20 protein-coding genes and 1 tRNA gene are annotated in these 18,207 nt (G+C 69.5%); 4 read left to right on the top strand and 17 right to left on the bottom strand.

Going from position 1 to position 18,207, the window contains the following annotated elements; translation table 11 throughout:
* Positions 1-11: 11 nt before the first annotated feature.
* A complete protein-coding gene (gene wblA / locus ACWD1Z_RS23100; RefSeq protein ID WP_067033339.1) occupies positions 12-350 on the bottom strand; it encodes a transcriptional regulator WblA in 339 nt (112 codons plus the stop codon).
* A 407-nt stretch (positions 351-757) separates the two neighbouring features.
* On the opposite strand from wblA, the gene ACWD1Z_RS23095 reads away from it, so the two are divergent.
* Positions 758-3,100 carry a transglycosylase domain-containing protein gene (locus ACWD1Z_RS23095; protein WP_451121358.1) on the top strand — a complete coding sequence of 781 codons (2,343 nt, stop codon included), beginning with the start codon at positions 758-760 and terminating at the stop codon, positions 3,098-3,100.
* A 144-nt stretch (positions 3,101-3,244) separates the two neighbouring features.
* Here ACWD1Z_RS23095 and ACWD1Z_RS23090 read toward each other — a convergent pair whose 3' ends face one another.
* Complete coding sequence (locus tag ACWD1Z_RS23090) at positions 3,245-3,709, bottom strand: GatB/YqeY domain-containing protein (RefSeq protein WP_451121357.1); 465 nt, start codon at positions 3,707-3,709, stop codon at positions 3,245-3,247.
* A gap of 132 nt (positions 3,710-3,841) precedes the next feature.
* Here ACWD1Z_RS23090 and ACWD1Z_RS23085 point away from each other — a divergent pair, with 132 nt between their 5' ends.
* The 3 genes from ACWD1Z_RS23085 (at position 3,842) to ACWD1Z_RS23075 (ending at position 5,760) form a co-directional block, all read left to right on the top strand.
* Positions 3,842-4,771, top strand: coding sequence for a metallophosphoesterase (locus ACWD1Z_RS23085; RefSeq protein WP_451121356.1), 930 nt, complete (start codon positions 3,842-3,844; stop codon positions 4,769-4,771).
* Between the two features lie 84 nt (positions 4,772-4,855).
* Positions 4,856-5,653 (top strand): Pr6Pr family membrane protein, encoded by a 798-nt coding sequence (locus ACWD1Z_RS23080; protein WP_451121355.1) that lies wholly within the window; start codon positions 4,856-4,858, stop codon positions 5,651-5,653.
* Between the two features lie 33 nt (positions 5,654-5,686).
* Positions 5,687-5,760: transfer RNA gene (locus ACWD1Z_RS23075), tRNA-Pro, on the top strand.
* 77 nt (positions 5,761-5,837) lie between these two features.
* Here the strand turns inward: ACWD1Z_RS23075 and ACWD1Z_RS23070 are convergent.
* From ACWD1Z_RS23070 to ACWD1Z_RS23000, 15 genes are all read right to left on the bottom strand, one after another.
* Positions 5,838-7,004, bottom strand: coding sequence for a site-specific integrase (locus tag ACWD1Z_RS23070; protein ID WP_451121354.1), 1,167 nt, complete (start codon positions 7,002-7,004; stop codon positions 5,838-5,840).
* Positions 7,001-7,222, bottom strand: a complete 222-nt coding sequence (locus ACWD1Z_RS23065; protein ID WP_125527122.1) for a helix-turn-helix domain-containing protein — start codon at positions 7,220-7,222, stop codon at positions 7,001-7,003. Before ACWD1Z_RS23065 ends, ACWD1Z_RS23070 begins: the two co-directional genes overlap by 4 nt.
* 282 nt (positions 7,223-7,504) lie before the next feature.
* Positions 7,505-9,049: a YfjI family protein gene (locus tag ACWD1Z_RS23060; protein WP_451121353.1), complete on the bottom strand. Its 1,545-nt coding sequence runs from the start codon at positions 9,047-9,049 to the stop codon at positions 7,505-7,507.
* 157 nt (positions 9,050-9,206) lie between these two features.
* A complete protein-coding gene (locus tag ACWD1Z_RS23055; protein ID WP_451121351.1) occupies positions 9,207-10,097 on the bottom strand; it encodes a bifunctional DNA primase/polymerase in 891 nt (296 codons plus the stop codon).
* Between the two features lie 83 nt (positions 10,098-10,180).
* The gene (locus ACWD1Z_RS23050; RefSeq protein ID WP_125528118.1) at positions 10,181-10,651 is read right to left on the bottom strand and encodes a hypothetical protein; all 471 of its coding nucleotides are present in this window, start codon (positions 10,649-10,651) and stop codon (positions 10,181-10,183) included.
* A 12-nt stretch (positions 10,652-10,663) separates the two neighbouring features.
* A complete protein-coding gene (locus tag ACWD1Z_RS23045) occupies positions 10,664-11,458 on the bottom strand; it encodes a deazapurine DNA modification protein DpdA family protein (protein WP_451121349.1) in 795 nt (264 codons plus the stop codon).
* Positions 11,459-11,469: 11 nt separating this feature from the next.
* Positions 11,470-11,949: a hypothetical protein gene (locus ACWD1Z_RS23040; protein ID WP_125528116.1), complete on the bottom strand. Its 480-nt coding sequence runs from the start codon at positions 11,947-11,949 to the stop codon at positions 11,470-11,472.
* A gap of 15 nt (positions 11,950-11,964) precedes the next feature.
* Positions 11,965-12,159, bottom strand: a complete 195-nt coding sequence (locus tag ACWD1Z_RS23035) for a hypothetical protein (protein ID WP_451121347.1) — start codon at positions 12,157-12,159, stop codon at positions 11,965-11,967.
* Positions 12,160-12,176: 17 nt separating this feature from the next.
* Positions 12,177-12,428, bottom strand: a complete 252-nt coding sequence (locus tag ACWD1Z_RS23030; protein WP_451121345.1) for a hypothetical protein — start codon at positions 12,426-12,428, stop codon at positions 12,177-12,179.
* A gap of 142 nt (positions 12,429-12,570) precedes the next feature.
* Positions 12,571-14,799 carry a cell division protein FtsK gene (locus tag ACWD1Z_RS23025; protein WP_451121344.1) on the bottom strand — a complete coding sequence of 743 codons (2,229 nt, stop codon included), beginning with the start codon at positions 14,797-14,799 and terminating at the stop codon, positions 12,571-12,573.
* Positions 14,800-14,881: 82 nt separating this feature from the next.
* A complete protein-coding gene (locus tag ACWD1Z_RS23020; protein ID WP_451121342.1) occupies positions 14,882-15,262 on the bottom strand; it encodes an RRQRL motif-containing zinc-binding protein in 381 nt (126 codons plus the stop codon).
* Positions 15,262-16,356 (bottom strand): conjugal transfer protein, encoded by a 1,095-nt coding sequence (locus ACWD1Z_RS23015; protein ID WP_451121340.1) that lies wholly within the window; start codon positions 16,354-16,356, stop codon positions 15,262-15,264. Before ACWD1Z_RS23015 ends, ACWD1Z_RS23020 begins: the two co-directional genes overlap by 1 nt.
* Positions 16,353-16,670: a hypothetical protein gene (locus tag ACWD1Z_RS23010; protein ID WP_125528110.1), complete on the bottom strand. Its 318-nt coding sequence runs from the start codon at positions 16,668-16,670 to the stop codon at positions 16,353-16,355. Before ACWD1Z_RS23010 ends, ACWD1Z_RS23015 begins: the two co-directional genes overlap by 4 nt.
* A gap of 114 nt (positions 16,671-16,784) precedes the next feature.
* On the bottom strand, positions 16,785-17,234 hold the full coding sequence (locus ACWD1Z_RS23005) for a transcriptional regulator (RefSeq protein WP_451121338.1): 450 nt from the start codon (positions 17,232-17,234) through the stop codon (positions 16,785-16,787).
* A gap of 41 nt (positions 17,235-17,275) precedes the next feature.
* On the bottom strand, positions 17,276-18,049 hold the full coding sequence (locus tag ACWD1Z_RS23000; protein ID WP_451121336.1) for a DUF4097 family beta strand repeat-containing protein: 774 nt from the start codon (positions 18,047-18,049) through the stop codon (positions 17,276-17,278).
* Positions 18,050-18,207: the final 158 nt, after the last annotated feature.

Raw genomic sequence — 18,207 nt, 5'->3', positions numbered from 1 at the left:
GACCTGAGCCGTCAGCTCACCGCCGCGTAGTTCTCGTACACCTCGTCATCGTCGAGGGGCAGGATGCCCGCCCCGCGCTCGTACTCCGTACGAGCCGTCTCCAGCAGCCGGCGCCACGAGGTGACGGTGGGCCGCCTGCGCAGCAGTGCGCGGCGCTCCCGCTCCGTCATGCCTCCCCATACGCCGAACTCGACGCGATTGTCGAGCGCATCGGCCAGGCATTCGGTGCGTACCGGACACCCGGTGCACACCGCCTTGGCCCTGTTCTGCGCTGCTCCCTGAACAAACAGTTCATCCGGATCGGTAGTGCGGCAGGCCGCCTGCGCACTCCAGTCGGTTACCCAGCCCATACCGGCGCCGTCCTCTCCCGAATCGAGGCTCCCCCACGGCGGCAGCGGCATATTCACCGCCGCCAGTTGAGGACGTTACGGAAGGTGGGCACAGCGCAACACCCCCAGCGGGCCCAATCTTGAATGGTCCGAACGGACTATGGGTAAGCGGCAGATCACCCGGGGGAGTGAGCTGGTGACATGCGTGATCATCCCGGCAAAGCGGGACAGTTCAGTTGAGTCACAACGGGCGCCAGGTGACACACAAGGCGGATTCGGACACGCCCCCATCAGAAAACTGATGGCCGACCGGAACGATTCGGGGTCGCCGGACGTATTGATACGTGGACCTACTGCTGTGACAGTTGAGAGCAGCTTAGGCCAAGGCATATACGCGTGTCCGGCGAATGAGAACGTAGGCTGCCCCTATGCCAAAGAAGCGCTCGGGCGGTGGTCTGTCGCCAACGGAGCAGGCCGCCAAGTTCCTCGGTGTCAGTGTGCTCTCGGGAGCCGTCCTGGCAGGCATCGCCCTGCCCGCGGTCGGGGCGCTGGGGCTGGCCGCCAAGGGCTCGGTCGAGAGTTTCGACGAGCTCCCCGCCAACCTCAAGACGCCGCCGCTGAGTCAGCGCACCACGCTCCTCGACGCCAAGGGCGGCACGCTCGCCACGGTCTACTCGCGTGACCGCACGGTGGTCGACCTCAAGGACATCTCGCCGTACATGCAGAAGGCGATCGTCGCGATCGAGGACGCCCGCTTCTACCAGCACGGCGCGGTCGACCTGAAGGGCATCCTGCGCGCCCTGAACCGCAACGCGCAGAGCGGCGGGGTCGCCGAGGGCGCCTCCACGCTCACCCAGCAGTACGTGAAGAACGTCTTCGTGGAGGAGGCCGGCGACGACCCCACGAAGGTCGCCGAGGCCACCCAGCAGACCCTCGGCCGCAAGATCCGCGAACTGAAGTACGCGATCCAGGTCGAGGAGGAGCTGGGCAAGAAGAAGATCCTCGAGAACTACCTGAACATCACGTTCTTCGGCCAGCAGGCCTACGGCGTCGAGGCCGCCGCCCAGCGGTACTTCTCCAAGCCCGCGAAGGACCTGGAGCTCCAGGAGGCCGCGCTCCTCGCCGGCATCGTCCAGTCGCCCTCGCGCTACGACCCCGTCAACGACGAGGCCGAGGCCACCAAGCGGCGCAACACCGTGCTCCAGCGCATGGCCGAGGTCGGCGACATCTCCCAGGCGGAGGCCGACGAGGCCAAGGACAAGCCGCTGGGCCTGGAGGTCAGCAAGCCGAAGAACGGCTGCATCACCGCCGTCAAGGGCGCCGGCTTCTTCTGCGACTACGTCCGCGCGGCCTTCCTGAGCGACCCGGTCTTCGGCAAGACCAAGGAGGCCCGGGCCAAGATCTGGAACCAGGGCGGTCTGACCGTCCGGACCACCCTCGACCCGCAGGCCCAGGAGTCGGTCCAGCAGTCGGTCAAGGACCACGTCAACCAGAGCGACGACGTGGCGACCGCGGCGACCATCGTCGAGCCCGGCACCGGCAAGATCCTCGCCATGGGCCAGTCCCGTCCGTACGGCTTCGGCAAGAACGAGACCCAGATCAACCTCTCGGTCGACGCGGCGATGGGCGGCGGCGCGGGCTACCAGCCCGGTTCGACGTTCAAGCCGATCGTGGCCGCGGCGGCGATCGAGGGCGGGATGCCGCCGAACAAGGTGTACGGGTCGCCGTACCAGATGGACTACCCGACCCCGGTGTCGACCTGCGAGGGCGGGACCTGGGACGAAAAGGGCGTCCCGCTGGAGAACGAGAACGAGTCCGAGGTCGGCCCGTACGACATGCGGGAAGCGACCGCGAAGTCGGTCAACACCTACTACGTCGAGCTGATCAGCGACATCGGGATCTGCCCGGTGACGGAGATGGCCGAGAAGATGGGCGTCGAGCGCGCGGACGGCGGCAAGATGGCGCAGGCCCCCTCCATCGCCCTCGGCACCCAGGAGATGTCCCCGCTGACCATGGCGAACGGCTACGCCACCTTCGCCTCGCGCGGGATGTACTGCACGCCGGTCGCCATCGAGTCCATCACCCAGAGCGTCGGCGGCAAGGACAGGTCGCTGGAGGTCCCGAAGTCGACCTGCTCGCGCGCGATGTCGGAGAAGACCGCCGACACCATCAACACCCTGCTGCGGGGCGTGGTCGAGGACGGTACGGGCCAGCAGGCGGGCCTCGGCGCCGGCCGCGCCAGCGCCGGTAAGACGGGTACGACGGACGAGCGGTTCGCGGCCTGGTTCGTGGGCTACACCCCGAACATGGCCGGTGCGGTGTGGGTCGGCGACCCCGCGCACAAGCGGAAGATGCAGAACATCACCATCGGCGGCGTCTGGCACGCCAAGGTCTTCGGTGGCCAGGTGCCCGGCCCGATCTGGCGCGACATGATGGCCGGCGCGCTGGAGGGCAGGGAGGCCCCCGAGTTCAGCCTCGTCGACATCCCGAGCAGCGACACGGGTGACCGGGACCGCGGTGACGGCGACGGTGGTGACCGTGGCGGCGACGGTGACAACGACAACGGCAATGGCGACGAGAACGGCAACAACGGCAACGGCAACGGCGGCCTGTTCGGCGGGATCGTCGACGGCGGCACGACCACCGGCACCGATGGCGGCACGAGCACCGGCACGGACGGCGGTACGACCGTACCGACGCCGTCGTTCTCCATCCCGGAGGACTTCTTCCAGGGGCAGACGAACGGGAACGGCAACGGCGGCCGGGACTGAGCCCAGCCGGGACTGAGCTGAGCGGGACGACTACGGCCCCTTTCCCTCTACGGAGGTCCTCTGCGGAGGTCCGCTAGGGAGGTCCGCTAGGGAGGTCCGCTACGGAGGGGAAGGGGCCGTAGGTCTGTCTGTCCTCGGGGCCGGTCAGCCCGTGAGGAGCTTCTTCACGGCCGCGGCGACGCGGCCGCCCTCCGCCTGACCCGCCACCTTCGGGTTCACGATCTTCATGACCGCGCCCATGGCCCGCGGGCCCTCCGCACCGGCCGCCCTGGCCTCGTCGACGGCCTCGGTGACGATCCGCTCCAGCTCCTCGTCGCTGAGCTGCTGGGGCAGGTACGCGGCGAGCACCTCGCCCTCCGCCTTCTCCCGCTCGGCCGACTCGGCACGGCCACCCTGGGCGAAGGCGTCCGCGGCCTCGCGGCGCTTCTTCGCCTCCTTGGTGATCACCTTGAGGACCTCGTCGTCGGACAGCTCGCGCTTCTGCTTGCCCGCGACCTCCTCCTTGGTGATCGCGGCGAGCGTCAGCCGGAGCGTCGAGGAGCGGAGCTCGTCGCGCTCCTTGATCGCGGCGTTGAGGTCATCCTGCAGCTTCGACTTGAGCGTGGTCATGACGTCGATTGTCGCAGGTACGGGCGGGAGAAAGCCCCTCGATTTCCCCGGCGGTCCCTTGCGGGGCGGCCCCGGCGGTCCCCGGAGGGGCGGCCGGGAACGGGAGTTGGGACGATCTGACACGATGGAGGTATGCGCGCGCGATACGGAGTACCCCTGGGAATGGCGGCGGCCGGCGCTGCCGGTCTGTTGTATTCGGCAGGTTTCGAGGCCCGCTCCTTCCGCCTGCGGCGGGTGACGGTCCCCGTCCTCCCCGCCGGTATGCGTCCCCTGCGCGTGCTGCAGGTCTCCGACATCCACATGGTGAGCGGACAGCGCAAGAAGCAGCGCTGGCTGCGCTCGCTGGCGGGCCTGCGCCCCGACTTCGTGATCAACACCGGCGACAACCTCTCGGACCCCGAGGGCGTACCGGAGGTCCTGGACGCGCTGGGCCCGCTGATGGAGTTCCCGGGCGCGTACGTCTTCGGCTCCAACGACTACTACGGCCCCAAGCTCCGTAATCCCGCCCTCTACCTGATCGAGAAGGCGCAGGGCAAGCACGGTCTGAACGGCAACCCGCCGGCCGTCGGCGCGCTCCACAATCCGTGGGAGGACCTGCGGGACGGCTTCGACACGGCGGGCTGGGTGAACCTGACCAACACGCGCGGCGCCCTGAAGGTCGACGGCGAGTCGGTGGAGCTGACGGGGCTCGACGACCCGCACATCAAGCGGGACCGGTACGCCGAGGTCGCGGGCGGCCCGTCGGGTACGGCGGACTTCTCGATGGCCGTGGTGCACGCGCCGTACCTCCGCGTCCTGGACGCCTTCACGGCGGACGGCTATCCCCTGGTCCTGGCCGGCCACACGCACGGCGGCCAGCTCTGCATCCCCTTCTACGGCGCCCTGGTCACCAACTGCGACCTGGACACCGACCGGGTGAAGGGCCTCTCGACGCATACGGCGGACGGCCGTAAGGCATACCTGCACGTCTCGGCGGGCTGCGGGGCCAACCGCTACACCCCGTTCCGCTTCGCGTGCCCGCCGGAGGCGACGCTGCTGACGCTGGTGGAGGCGCGGCGGTAAGGGGGAAGCCGCGTCTGTCGTCTGCGTAACCCGCACGGACCGCCCGCATGGCCCGTTTTGCCCCATTTGCTTAGCGTGAGGGGCATGACCGCCCCCATACCCAGGGACATCCCGGACCTGCCCGCGATCCCGGGCATTCCCGGGTTCCTGCCCTCGCCCGTTCCCGCCACGGCCGTGGTGGAGCCCGTACGCCGCCGCCTGGCCGCCGCGTTCCGCCTGCTGATCGCCCTGCTGGCGGCCGGGGCGGTGACGATCGACCTGGTCCTCGGCAACCCGCTGCGGGTGCTGAGCTACTTCACGATCCAGAGCAACATCCTGCTGGCGCTGGTCATGGTGCCGGCGGCACGCCGGGCATGGGCGGCCCGCCGCCCCCTGGCGTCGGGCCTGACGGGCGCGGCCCTACTGTACGTGGCCACGACGGGCCTCGTGTACCACCTGCTCCTGGCGAACGCGTCGAGCCCGTTCTCGATGACGGGAGACACGGCACCGCCGACGGGCTGGCACGCGGTGACGAATCTCGTCCTGCACACGATCACCCCGGTCGCGGCGGCCCTGGACTGGCTCCTGCTGACGGCGCCGGGCAGCCTGCACCTGCGCCAGGCGGCGGCCTGGCTCCTCTACCCCCTGACCTACCTGACCTTCTCCCTCGCCCGAGCCGAACTGCTCCCGCCCGGCACCCCGGCCCGCTACCTCTACCCCTTCCTCGACGTGGGCCAGCACGGCTACAAGAGCGTCCTGGGCAACGCCCTCCTGATCGGCCTGTCCATCTACGCCCTGGCCGTCGTCCTGGTCGTCCTGGACCACACCCGCCCCAACCCGGTCCGCCACCGGGCCCACCACCGCGCCAAAACCGGATTTCGTCTCCAGCCACCGGTGGGCTAAAGTAAACGACGTCACCGCGTCGAGCGGGGACATCGGGGTGTAGCGCAGCTTGGCAGCGCGCTTCGTTCGGGACGAAGAGGTCGTGGGTTCAAATCCCGCCACCCCGACAGAGAAACACCAGGTCAGGCCCGGTGCTGAGAGATCAGCACCGGGCCTGATTTGTTGTGAGTGACTAACTGCGTGACTACCGCTTCGGAACGGCTCCAAAGATGCCGTCCATGGCGGTCGCTCCGGTCTGGATCACCGGGCGGATCTGCTTCCGGTAGACCTCTTCGGTGACGGCCGTACTGGAGTGGCCGACCAACCTGGAGATCTCCTCAAGCGGGATCCCCTTGTCCGACAGGATCGACACGAAGCTCTGCCGGAGCTCCCGCGGCGTCCACTCCTCCGGGACGATCCCGTCGACACCCTTGATGGCCTTACGGAACTCTCGCCGCACGTTCGCTGAGTCGAGCTGCGTGCCGACGGCCGACGTGAAGACGAGTCCGTTCTCCTGCCACTTGTCGCCGGCCGCGAGCCGCTGCCAGCCCTGACGCTCCCACTGGATCCTGAGCGCGTCGATGGCACGGCCGGGCAGCGCCAGCGTCCGGCGCGACTTCCTGGTCTTCGTGTCCCCAGTGCTGCGGACCGAGCGCCATACGGCGATGTGCGGCGGGATCTCGGGGTTCGCGTCCGGGTCGCCATCGAGGTCGACGTGATCCCACCGCAAGGGACGGATCTCTTCCGTACGGCCGCCCGTGAGCAACGACACCACGATGTACGCGTACAGCGGGGAGTCTTCCGCAGCGACCAACACGCCTTCCGCCTGTGCGAGCGTCAGGGACTTCGACGGCCGACCAGGGCGGCCGGCGGGGACCGAGCAAAGTTCCACGACGTTGCGCTTCACCTTGTCTCGCGCCATGGCGCGCTTGACCGCGCGGTTCAGGCACGAGCGGATCGCTTCCAGGGAACGGGTGCTCAGCACCTTCGCCTTTTCGGCAAGCCACTTGTCCACGTCGTCGGCGCTGAGGTCGCGGAGTTTCCTCGCCCCCAGTGCCGGGATGACGTGGGTGTTGCACAGGATCGTGTTCGTCGTGACCGTCATGGCGTCCCGACCGTTGAGCCCGTACGCGAGCCAGTCGGTCACCGCGTCCTTGACGGTGTAGCCCGTCGGCGCGATGGCAAGACCGTCCTCGTAGTCCCGGAGCACTTCCTTCAGCTTGTCCTTGGCAGCGGTCTTGGTCTTGCCGCTCGCTCGCTTCACGATCCGCTTGCCGCTCGCGTCGAAGCCGAGACTGGCCGTGGCGATCCAGCGTTGGCGCTTGTCATCCCAGTGGAGGCCACCGTCTCCCCTACTGCGGCGCTTGCTCACTTCTTCTCTCCTGCCTCGCGCTCCAACAGCGCGGCGTACTCGTGGATGGCGGATGCGGGGATGAGCCGGGCACGCCCCTCCTTGACGGTGCGGAGGCGGCCGGTGCGTATCAGGCCGTAGATCACGGTTCGGCTCAGCCTCAGGACGCGCTCGGCGTCCGAGACCTTGTAGAAGATGGGTTCGACGGACGTGGATCGCTCCGGGAGGGCGAGAGTCATGGCGTCTCCTGCCGGGATGCCGCCACAGAAACCACGAAATACACAGAAACCCTGGATTGGCGGGCTGACCTGCGGTGATGCCGCGCGGTGCGGGCTGCCACAGAAATCGCCGGAACTTCCACAGAAATAGGCGGCCGGACTGGCGCGGCCGGTGTCGGACTATTTCTGTGGCTTCTCGGTTCGTTTCTGTGGCAGCGCTCCGCAAGCCCCTGACGCGGCTGTCTGTGCTGGTCAGGGGCCTGCCGGGGGATTTCTGTGATTCTGTGGTTTCTGTGGGCGGGGTCAGGCGGTCTGGTCGGTCAGGCGGGGGTGGACGAGGTAGCGGGGAGAGGGCGGCCGGCCGCGTCCTCCGGTGCGCTGGACGGCTTGGGCGCGCACGTAACCGTGGTCTTCCAGCAGCGCCAGCACCGGATCAAGGTCGTTGGCCGTGCGGAACTCGGAACGGGAGAGCTTGACCATCAGGTCCCGCTTGCTGACCTCGCGCCACCCGTGGTTGCGCAGCGCTTCCAGGACGGTGCGGGCTCGCTCGGTGATGCGGTCGGCGCCCATGGAGTCGAACGCGGCGAGGCTGTGGCTGATGAAGTACTCGGCCAGGGCGATCGCGTCGCGCATGGTCGCTTCCGCCACGGGCACCGTGTGCCCCTTGGTGAGGTGTTCGGCGAGGTGGAGCAGGGCGGCCATGCGCGCGGTGGCGCCGACCAACTTGCCGCCCCAGTCGCCGATCTGCCCCATGATGCCGCCGCGGGCTTCCAGCATCGGTTCCACCCGCGCCTGAAAGGCTTTCAGGGCGGTGACGGCTTCGGGGGTGAGTTGGATGACGGCGGGGTCGGTCCACTCGGCAAGGAACAACGTCAGGTCGAGGACGTGGCGCCGGTAGGTCTCCATCACCTGCTCGGGGATGGGGTCGGGGTCGATCTTGCGGCGGCCGACCAGCGACTCGGGAACCGAGTAGAGGAACCTGCCGAGCAGACCGCGGCCCTTGAACCCGTCCTGCTTTCCGATGTCGTCCAAGACCTGCGGCTGGACACACAAGCCCATGGTGAGGGCGGGGTGCTCGATGTATTCCTCGCGGGTCTGCCGGTCGACCTTGAGGCGGTCGCCGGCGTGGCCTTTGAGGAAGACGCCCATGTTGGGCTTGCCTGAGTAGCGTCCGGCGATGATGTCGAAGATGTCGCCCTCGGCGGACATGACGGCGATCCGGCCGCCCTGCTCCGCCATGCGTGAGGTGACCGTCTCGGCGGTGGTGTCGTCGGCGAGCAACTGCGGTTTGGCCGGCACGGTGACGCTGTCCGCGGTCTGCGCCAGCGCGATCGCCGTGGCCACCATCTCGTCACGCTCGTCCGCGCTCGCGGATGCCGCCTTGGCCGTGGCCTTGTCGGCCGCCTCCTTGGCGAGACGCGCGGTCATCTCGGCTTCCACGATGGCCGGTTGGACGAGCGTGCGCAGTTGCTGTTCGGCCTCGTACAGCGGATCCGTGAGCAGGCCGAACACGGCGGACTTCCGGTTGGCAGGCGGCAGCGAGACGACGACGTAGAGGTTGGTGGGCTCGCGCCAGTGCCCGCGCACCTGCACCACCGACCGGCCGCCGGCCGCCGTGGCGAGCACCGACAGGGCGATGCATCCGGCGAGGTCGACGGGGGTCTGTGTCTCCTCGGCGACCGCGGCCACGAACTCCCGCAGCCACCCCGGCAGCGCGCCCACGGGGAAGGGGGCGAGCGTGCGGGGTCCGGCGAGCGGTACGGGGTCCTCCCACACGGGGGCGGGGGGTTCGTCGAGGGTGGGCAGTCCGGCCCACAGGTCGGGGCTGTCCACAGGCTGTGTGGTCATGAGGCTGTCCTCCCTCCGGAGGCGTTCGGCCGCGGGTCAGGACGAAGAGCTGAAAGGACGCCCTGACGGGCGGCGACCCTTCGGCCGCCTACGGCCGCCCGTGGCGGGGGCTGTGCGGCGTCCTGCGGGCTGTTTACGGGGGTTCGGGATGGTTTGTTCATGCCGCACGCTCCGAGGCCGTCTCAAAGCCGTTGGCGACCGCGCGGCGCGCGTAGGGCTCAGGGACGCCGACGGAGACGGCGGCGGCCACGATCTCTTCGCCCATGGCGTCCAGTCCGCACGGGCCAGGGCAGTGCGCGTGCTGGGCAGCGAGGAACCGGGCCACCCCGAACGCCTGTGATCCCGCACCCGATTCGGTGTGCGAGCGCACCTTGGCGAGGCCACGTTCAAGGCCGGTGCATACGTACCGCTCGGTGTGGCGGCATCCGGTGGCGACCGTCCGGTCCCACGTGGCGCGGCCGGAGAGAGAAGAGACCACCTCCCGGCGCGAGGGGGTGGTCTCTTCCTTCACGACCAGGTCGCGGACGGCCGACGGCAGGTCGGCCATGCGGCCGGAACCGGGACCGAGCCAACGGGCGTAGGACATGAGCGACTTGATGTCGACACCCGCCCGGACCGCGTTGTGCGACCGCATGGCGCCCCGGTAGATCCAGTGCTCACCGCGCGTTGTCGGCACGGTCCGGGTCGCGGGCAGGGTCTCGCGTGCCCACGCGACGGCCGCCGGGGTGTCGAGGTCCACCACGGTCAGCCCAGCCTCGCCGGGGTGGTAGGCAACGGCGACGGCCTGACGCCATGCCGCCGTCCATGCCGGCGAGGTGATGACGCCAGGGTCGGCTGTGGCTGCGGCCCATGCGTGGCAGACGCCGGGGCACTGGCAGGGTCCCGCGCTCTTCATGTTCGGCCGTCCGCCACATGCGTTCTTGGTGCACGCGCGGCAGTTCCCGAACGGCACCTTGCCCTCCCGCAGGGGCAGCACCGGCACGCCCGTCGCGGCGAGGTCCAGCGCGGCGCGCTGGTGGTCTCGCCTGATGGGGTTGGGTTGGGTCATGCTGGGGGTCTCCTGTTCTGTCGAAGGGACGGAGAACCGGGGCGGTCGCGGTCTTTGGCGAGAGGCGACCGCCCCAGCCATAGCTAGTGGTGCCTGGCCCAGTGGGCGTATTCCTGGCGGACGTAGCCGCGGGGGTTCTTGGCCGCATGAGTCGTCGCGCGGTCCATGTCGAGCAGATACAGGGCGGCGGCTTCTGCGGTCTCGGTGGCGTCGCCGTGCGGTTCGTCAGGCTCGTCCAGCAGGGCGATGCGATCGAGCAGTGCGGCTTTGCGCAGGTAGTAGTCCCGATCCATCTCCGTGAAGCACTCGGTGGTGGCCAGGGTGCGGGCCGTCCAGCCGATTTCGCTGATGATGCTCGGGGCGAGGGCGTACGCCTCTTCCGGCGTCGGCCACGGTCGGGGCTCGGGGTGGTGGTCGGCCGTGATGTACAGGCGGGTGCGCTCACCGTCGCGGGTCGGGTACGTGCGCGTGGTGCCGGTGGCGAACGTGCCGCTCAGTGCGGTGGTGACGCGGTCGGTGTCGGCCGGGTCACAGATGATGCGGATCTCGAACATGGCTTCCTTTCGTCAGGCTGCGTCGAGGAAGGGCTGTTGCCAGGGCGGCAGGCTGGCCAGGACGCGAGTTCGCCAACGCATCGCATAGTCGATGCAGTTGGCACAGTTCTTGTGGGTGTGGCCAGGCAACGGGGGTCTGCGACGGGCGTGATAGCTCCACGCGGCGGAATCGGCCGATGCGAGCAGGTGGCCAACCCGTTCCAGTCCCAGCGTTTTGAAGCCGAACCCGTGCAGCTTCAGCCCCCGCGCGGCCATCGCGGTCACGATCGCCGCGCCCTCACGGGTGGACTGCAACCGGCAGACCGAGCCGAGACCGACCGTGGGCTCGCGGGTCAGGTCGACCCCGGCTCGCTCGTACAACTCCGCGCACCACTCGTAGTCCGCGACCGTCCGCCCCTGAAGGACAGGGGCTATGCGCAACTCCGGGGCAAGGGAGCGCAGTTCCAGGAAGTTGGCGACGGTGCGGCGTATGTGCTCCGGCACGCTGAGGTGGGTGCCGACGAAGACGTTCGGTCCGGCCGTGCCGCCGTGGATGATGAGGTCCTCACACATCCAGTCCTGCGGGGCAGCCCAGTCGTACGGGCCGACACATTCCCAGATGCGGCGCAGGTCCTCGATGTACTGGCGCGGGGTGCGCGTCCAACAGCCGTGGCGCTGGAGCTCCGAGAACCCGCCAGAGTCCACCGCGTACGGACCGCGCGCCTCATCCAGCTTGACCGCGTTCACGAAGTGCTCGGACTTCAGGAACAGCGGCACGCTGGTCAGCCGGACCCAGTGGCGCTTGTGGGTGGTCAGGTAGAAGCGCAAGCCGTGCCCCCTCAGCCGTTGAAGTGGTTGCGCTTGAACACAGCCTTGCGGATGTGGAAGGTGTTGCCGCCGCTGTGGCCGCTCGCGCTGAAGACCTGCACGGCGATCCAGCCTCCGAAGATGACGGCGGCGAGGATGATGAGCTGGTGGACCAGCGCGGCGAGCGCGGCGATGAACGTGGTCAGCAGGACCAGGCCGCCGCACACGGCGCCGAACCCGATGCCCCCGAGGGCGATGTTCACCGCCGTACGCGAGACGGCCGGCTTGGTCGCGACCGGCTCGGGCTTGGCGGGCTCGATGGCGTAGCCGGTGACGACGCGGCCGTCCGGCAGGACGACGCTCGCCACGGCCGGGATGCTGCCCGGCTGCACGGGCACGAGCGGCGCGGCGTGCGGTACCGGGGCAAGCGGCGTGGGGTGATGAACCTCCACGGCCGCCACCTCGTGCGCGGCGGGGCGGTTCCAGTCGTAAGGCGTGGTGGGTTCGTTCACGTCCTGGTCTCCCTTCTAGCGGCCGATGTCGGCGAGGGCGCCGGTCACGGCGGTGACGAGCTGGTTGACGGTGTCGCTCGTGTCGGTGGCTGCGAGGTAGAAGCCGAAGAGCGCGGCGATGACGGCCGCGCCGAAGCCGAGCGCCTTGAAGCGCAGCAGCAGGGCGAGGCCACCAGCGAGCAGGAGCACGAGCGGGATGGTGATGACCATGGGTCCTCCGGGGTGGGTCAGCGGGTGCCGACGCGGTAGGTGCGCGCGGCGCGGTTGTAGATCCAGCGGCCGACGCGTATGCGCTTGCCGGTGGCGTGGCAGCGGCGGCAGTCCTTGCCGCGCTTGAGTCGTCCCTTGCGGTCGGCCTTGAGGGCGTGGCCCATGCCGGAGCACTTGCGGCAGTCGCCGAAGGGGCTCAGCCAGCACTTGGCGCTGTAACCGAGCGTGACGATTAGTAGGCAGGCGATAGCGAGGAGGGGAAGGCTCATCAGGGGGCCTCTCAGGCGGGGTTTTGAGGGTTTCCGCAGGTCGGCCGCTAGCCGCTAGCTACCTGATCAGACGCAGTTTTGGTCGCTAGCAGGGTCGCTAACGCTAGCGACGGTTACCGCTAGCGTTAGCGACCTTTCGGGGCTATCCGGCGGCCCGCTTTTCGTTGCGCTGCGTAATCGCGGCGGCGAGGTCGTCGCGCTTGATGCCGCGCTTGTTGACCGTCTTGCCGTCGATGCGGCGGCCGATCTGGTCGGTGGCCACACCGAACGGCTTGAGCGCTGCCGTGAGCGCTTCCGCCTTGGGCTTGGCGTCCAGCTCGGCCCACGCGCCGTAGACCTCGGGGCGCAGGTCGGCGAGGCGGTCGACGATGGTCTCGGACCACACCTTGGCCTCGCCCTTGCCGAGCACGGCCGCCACGTCGTCCAGGATCGTCGCGGACACCTCCGGGGCCGGAGCCTCGCCGGCCGCGTCGCCGGTCAGCGTGCCCTCGGCCTCCCGCAGCGCGGCAGCCCTGGTCAGGATGCGTTCGGCGTCGCGGCCGTCGGCGAGGTAGGTCCGCACGATGCCGGAGTCGTCCGACATGCCCTTGAGCAGGCCCACGCCCTTGTGCGACTTGAGCAGCTTGGACGCGTCCAAGCCCTCGGAGTACGAACCCGCACCGAGGATGACGTCAGAGACCTGATAGGCGCCGACCCGCAGGGCGAACCGGGCCTGGTGCTGGTCACGCAGCTCGGAGGGGCAGGCCTTGTCGTCCGGCTTCTGCGTGGACGTCATGACCGACACGCCCACCGCCGGGGCGACCCGGGCGAGGTAGACCAGCAGAGACAGGATCTCCTTGCCGTGCTCGGGGTGGGTCAAGTACTCCTGCACCTCGTCGACCACGAACAGGGTCAGGGGCATGTTCAGCTTCTTGTCCCGGCTGATCTCCGGAGTGAGCTTGCCCTCGGGGCAGATGTGCAGCGGCAGTTCCGAGAGCCGGTGGTAGCGGTCTTCGACGTCTGCCTTCAACTCCCGCAGCGAGGTCAGCAGGTGCACCACCGGGTCGAACCCGTTCTTCGGGACGATGCCGAACCCGATGCGGTGGGCGACCTTGGTGAACTTGCGCCAGTCCGGCGATGCCTTGCCGTCGAACACGTACAACCGGACGTACGGGTCCAGCGCGGCAGCCAGGGCGATGGTGCGGGCGGAGAACGTCTTGCCCTGCCTGGGGACGGCGCCGACCAGCAGGGACAGCCACAGCATGGTGGCCATGACCGGGTTGCCCCGCTCGTCCACGCCCCACGGGAACGGCTTCCAGAAGTCCACCCTGGTGGCCCCAAGAAGTGGGGTCTTGCCGGAGGGGACGGCGAGCGGGTCACGGTCGGCGATCCAGTACGACACGCGCCGTCCGCTCGTCTCGTCCTTGTCGAGTAAGAGTTGAGTCGGGGCGATGTCCATGCCGGAGGCGAGGCGCGCGTGTGCCTTGACGGCGTCCTCGAACGTCTTGCCGTACGGCAGGTCGACGACCACCCGCCATCCGTCGCCGTCCCTGCCGATCGGCCGCGGGAAGGCAATGGACTGATCCTTGGTGGTCAGTCCGGACGCGTCGTGAGCGCGGATGACGATGTCCGAGGACAACTTGCGCTTGCGGAACGTCACCTTGGCCATGTCGATCAGCGGCCGGTCCGCCGGCGCCCCGACCGCCCCGAGCGTGGTCGTCAGGGCGGCGATAGACAGCAGCAACAGCCACGACGGAGCCATGACGTACAAGGTCAGGGCGGCAGCGAGGCCGATAAACCCGGCGATCGTGGCGACGATGCCCCGCAGCCTCACGCGGTCGTTGCGCTGCCGCGAGAGCTTCAGGTACTCGGTCGCGTCCTCGTTGGCCACCGAGGCGAGGCGCAGGGACTTGCCTTCCGCGTCGAACACCCACCGGCCGATCGCGGCCGACCAGCGCCATGCCCCGCGCGGCGAGTAGAACAGCACCTTGGGCGTGTAGATGCACGGCAGGCGAACGGCGTGGTAGCCGATCACTGTGGAGTAGTGGCGGACGGCCCACTTGCGGACGGCCTTGCGCTGGTCGGGAAGCTTGACCCAGTCCGGCAGGACCGGCATGCGGGACTTGTCCTTGGCCTCCATCCACTCACTGACCGAGGGCGGGTAGGCCTCGCGCGGCGGGTCGACCGGGGCGCCCTCGGTCAGGCCGTCGCCCTCGGGGTCGTCGGCGTCGTCGGGGAGTTCGGCCTCCCACTCGCCCGGCTTGGCCTCGCCCTCGCCGGGCGTGGCGGACGGGGTGGTGTCCTTCTTGAGGGGGAACGGCAGCACGGCGGCCGTCCGCTCGTCGGTGCCCTCCGGCTCGTCCGGGGGCGGGAATGCAGGGTTTTCCGTCACGATGTACGGGCTCCTTCGGGAGTCGAAGGGTCCGGCCGGCTTGCTATGGAAGGTGGGCGGCCGGACCCGGGGTTCGGATGGTTCAGGCAGCGCGCCGTTCCTCGGGGTAGGCGCAGGGCACGCACATACCGAGCGAGGTCGGGATGACGTATCCGGCGTCCGCGCGGCAGGCCGGGCAAGTGCGGCGCGCCAGGTTGGCCTTGGCGAGCGCGGCCCACTTGCGCGCGGTCATCGGTCGCACCGGCTTGGCGCGGTCGACGCGGTAGAGGTAGGCGACCAGTGGGCCGCGCCGGTAGCGCGGACGCAGCACCTGAGCCGCGATCGGCTGGCCACCGGGCCGTAAGCCACGGGCACGGAGTTGACGGCGGGTCGCGAGGCCGTCGGGGGCGTACCGCCACGGGTAGGTGGGGACGCCGAACCTGGTGCCGTTCGGGTCGAAGCACTTGCCGAACGCCCCCGCCATCACGCGGCCTTAGAGCGCTCGGCAAGGATCGTGTCCCGCAGCGTCCGGGCGTTCGCCGGCGAGGTGCGGATGGTGCGGCGGATGCCCTCGGCAGTGATCTGCGCGTCCTGCCAATCGGCCGTCGCGGTCCGTGCCTCAGCAAGCAACTGATCGGGCGTGCGCTTGGGTCGGGGCGATCGGGCCACCTCGGGAAGTCGGCCGGTCGCCCGTCGGGGTCGGGGGGAATCGGCCGCCACCGCCCGCCGCTCGGTCGACTCGATCGGCGCCGGGTCGATCGGTGCAGCGATGGCCGGTACGGGTTTGAGGGGGAGAGTCGACTTGACGTAGTCGACCGCCACCGGATCGGGCATCGGCAGACGCGTCAGGGCGATCGGTGCTGGGGTCGATTCCGGCAGGTCAGCCGTAGACCGATTCCTCTTGGTCTCGGTAGATTCCTCCGCATTTTCGATCCCGGCGAACATGGCCGACAGGGCGGCGTCTGCACCGTCCGTGACCCGATCGCGCTGGACGTCCAGCAGCCTCGATCCGAGCGCCACGTCACCGACGCCGACCTTGCGGGCGAGGCGCCACGACTTGCGCTCCGACCGGCCCCGGATCTTCTCGTCGGGGTGGTTGGCAGCGCGGGCGCGGTGGTAGGCGAGAGCCTGCACGATCGCGGCGGCCTTGCGCTCGGTTTCCGCGTCGCGGCCGTCGGTGTGGACGACGATGCGCCGTGCGAGGAACGCCATGCCCTCGGCCGACACGCACATGCCCATCGGGGTCACGGCGTAGATGACCGTCCGGCCGGCGTCGGGTCCCGCCATCGCGGCCATGACCGAGGCAGCGGCGGGCAACGCCCACAGCCCGACGCGGATGGGCCGCGGCGAGGACTGTCCCAGCATGGTCAGCCCCAACAGGACCAGCCCGAGAACGGCGGTCGCGCCCTCGCCGGCCGCGACCGCACCGAGCGCGGTGCCCTCGCCGTAGGCGTGACCGATGTTGCTGAACGTGCCGATGCCGCCGGCCACACCGGTGAGCAGCATGGGGACGAACGCGGCAGTCAGGACGACCTTTTGGGTCTTGGTCAACGGCTTGCGGGTCTGGGGGGTGTTCATGCCGCTTCCCCCGTCCCGCCGGAACGGCCGGCGCGGTCGACGGAGCGCAGGAGGGGCACGGTGTGGGTGAGGGCGTCGGCGTACAGGGCGTCCCAGGCGGCGATCTCGTCGCCGTCCTCGCCCATCGCGCGCAGGTCGGCGAGGATGTCGCGGGCCGCGTCCTCGCGGGCCTGCCGTTCGTCGGCCGTCTCGGGCCGGAGGGGGCCGCGGAACAGGTCGACGTCAAGACCGGCCGGCCGCTCGTCGAAGCCGAACGCCAGCTCTTCGAACTCGGTCTGGTTCACGACCTGGTGGTTGCCGATGTAGCTACGCATGACGGAACTCCTGACATCGAAGGGATGCCGGGGCGGTCGCGGTCCTTGGCGAGAGGCGACCGCCCCGGGAAGACGAGAACCGGCCCGCAGGTATGGGCCGGAGGTGCGGCGCGGCTAGGCCGCGGCGATGATGAGCGCGGCGACCAGCAGCCACAGGTGGTGGAAGGACTGGTCAAGCGCGTAGGCGCCGGTACCGATGTGCGGGTTGTCGTCGTGGCCGGCGCGCGGGGCACCGAGCCGGTAGAACTCGCCCTTGCCGGTCACCTTGGCCAGCCACGCGAGCGTGGTGCGCCGGTCGGCCCACCAGTGCGAGGCCGCGTCGATGGCGAGGCCGGCCACGGTGCCGAGCGCGGACAGGTGCAGGTCCAGCAGCCAGGCGACCGGCAGCAGGACGGCGATCTTGGTGGCGGTCAGGGTGACGACGTGCCGGGCGTCCGCGAGGCGGCCGACCCAGCCGGGACGGCCCTTGTGCGCGGACTGGTGCGAGGTCTGCACCCAATGGTCACCCACGCTGTGGGCGACGTACAGGGCGATGAACACGGCGGCGAAGACGGCAGCAGCCATCGGGGCGACTCCTAGTCGAGGTGGAAGGGTCGGGCGATGGTTCAGCCGTTGCGGACGCGGCCGGAGACGGTGTTGGCGGACACGCTCAGGTGCCGGGCACCGGACAGGCGGACGTCACCGGAGACGCTGTTGGCGCTGACGTGCCCGGACGCGCCGTTGGTGGCCTGCACCTCGATGTCCCCAGAGGTGGTGCCCAGGGTGGCGGCGTGGCCGTCGTACAGGTCGATGTCGATGTCACCGGAGACCGACTGTGCGGTGATCTGGTCGGTGACGCGGCCGGCGTGGATGTCGCCGGAGGTGGTGTTGGCTCGGAGCTCCCGCACGCCATCGGCGTCCAGGTCGCCGGAGACGGAACGGAACTCCATCCGGTCGACGTAGCCGAAGACCTCGGCATCGGCGGACTGCGAGACGACCGCGAGGGAGGAGTGCGGGGGCAGGCACACCGTGGCCTCGATCGGGCGGACGGTCTGCATGCCGCTCATGCCGCCGGAGACGACGCGGCCGTTGATGATGGTCATGCCCGTCACCGAGCCGTAGACCGTGCCGACGTTCTGCACGATGCGGTTGCCCCGACGGCTCTGCACCATCACGTTGTCGGGCATCTCCGGCACCTCGATGCCGAACGCCTGCCCGTTCTGCGTGCTGCGTGCGCGGTTGACGGCGTCGGCCGCCGGCCCCGTGGCGTCGTCGGTGCGCAGGACCACGCGAGCGGCGGTCAGGCTGTCGAGCACCTGGACGCGGATGCTGCCGACCGGCAGCGAGATACCCAGGACGATCGGGCCGGAGGTCTCGGAGACGAAAACGCGCTCGGTCATGGATGAACTCCAGGAAGTCGATGGGACGTTGACGCGTGCGAAGTGCCGGGGTGGTCGCGGTCCTTGGCGAGAGGCGACCACCCCGACGAAATCCCGGGCCGCGAGTGCGGCCGGTATGGAGCGCTGGTGGATCCGTGCTCGGCTCCCCTCAGCCCCGC

The organism is Streptomyces sp. NPDC002784 (assembly GCF_053592135.1).
The sequence above is the reverse complement of the archived record's forward strand: the minus strand, read 5'-3'. Positions and strand labels throughout refer to the sequence as shown.

Excerpts from the sequence above, each read along its gene's own strand:
- wblA (WP_067033339.1), bottom strand. The coding sequence starts at position 350 with ATGGGCTGGGTAACCGACTGGAGTGCGCAGGCGGCCTGCCGCACTACC.
- ACWD1Z_RS23095 (WP_451121358.1), top strand. The coding sequence starts at position 758 with ATGCCAAAGAAGCGCTCGGGCGGTGGTCTGTCGCCAACGGAGCAGGCC.
- ACWD1Z_RS23090 (WP_451121357.1), bottom strand. The coding sequence starts at position 3,709 with ATGACCACGCTCAAGTCGAAGCTGCAGGATGACCTCAACGCCGCGATC.
- ACWD1Z_RS23085 (WP_451121356.1), top strand. The coding sequence starts at position 3,842 with ATGCGCGCGCGATACGGAGTACCCCTGGGAATGGCGGCGGCCGGCGCT.
- ACWD1Z_RS23080 (WP_451121355.1), top strand. The coding sequence starts at position 4,856 with ATGACCGCCCCCATACCCAGGGACATCCCGGACCTGCCCGCGATCCCG.
- ACWD1Z_RS23065 (WP_125527122.1), bottom strand. The coding sequence starts at position 7,222 with ATGACTCTCGCCCTCCCGGAGCGATCCACGTCCGTCGAACCCATCTTC.
- ACWD1Z_RS23060 (WP_451121353.1), bottom strand. The coding sequence starts at position 9,049 with ATGACCACACAGCCTGTGGACAGCCCCGACCTGTGGGCCGGACTGCCC.
- ACWD1Z_RS23055 (WP_451121351.1), bottom strand. The coding sequence starts at position 10,097 with ATGACCCAACCCAACCCCATCAGGCGAGACCACCAGCGCGCCGCGCTG.
- ACWD1Z_RS23050 (WP_125528118.1), bottom strand. The coding sequence starts at position 10,651 with ATGTTCGAGATCCGCATCATCTGTGACCCGGCCGACACCGACCGCGTC.
- ACWD1Z_RS23035 (WP_451121347.1), bottom strand. The coding sequence starts at position 12,159 with ATGGTCATCACCATCCCGCTCGTGCTCCTGCTCGCTGGTGGCCTCGCC.
- ACWD1Z_RS23030 (WP_451121345.1), bottom strand. The coding sequence starts at position 12,428 with ATGAGCCTTCCCCTCCTCGCTATCGCCTGCCTACTAATCGTCACGCTC.
- ACWD1Z_RS23020 (WP_451121342.1), bottom strand. The coding sequence starts at position 15,262 with ATGGCGGGGGCGTTCGGCAAGTGCTTCGACCCGAACGGCACCAGGTTC.
- ACWD1Z_RS23015 (WP_451121340.1), bottom strand. The coding sequence starts at position 16,356 with ATGAACACCCCCCAGACCCGCAAGCCGTTGACCAAGACCCAAAAGGTC.
- ACWD1Z_RS23010 (WP_125528110.1), bottom strand. The coding sequence starts at position 16,670 with ATGCGTAGCTACATCGGCAACCACCAGGTCGTGAACCAGACCGAGTTC.
- ACWD1Z_RS23005 (WP_451121338.1), bottom strand. The coding sequence starts at position 17,234 with ATGGCTGCTGCCGTCTTCGCCGCCGTGTTCATCGCCCTGTACGTCGCC.
- ACWD1Z_RS23000 (WP_451121336.1), bottom strand. The coding sequence starts at position 18,049 with ATGACCGAGCGCGTTTTCGTCTCCGAGACCTCCGGCCCGATCGTCCTG.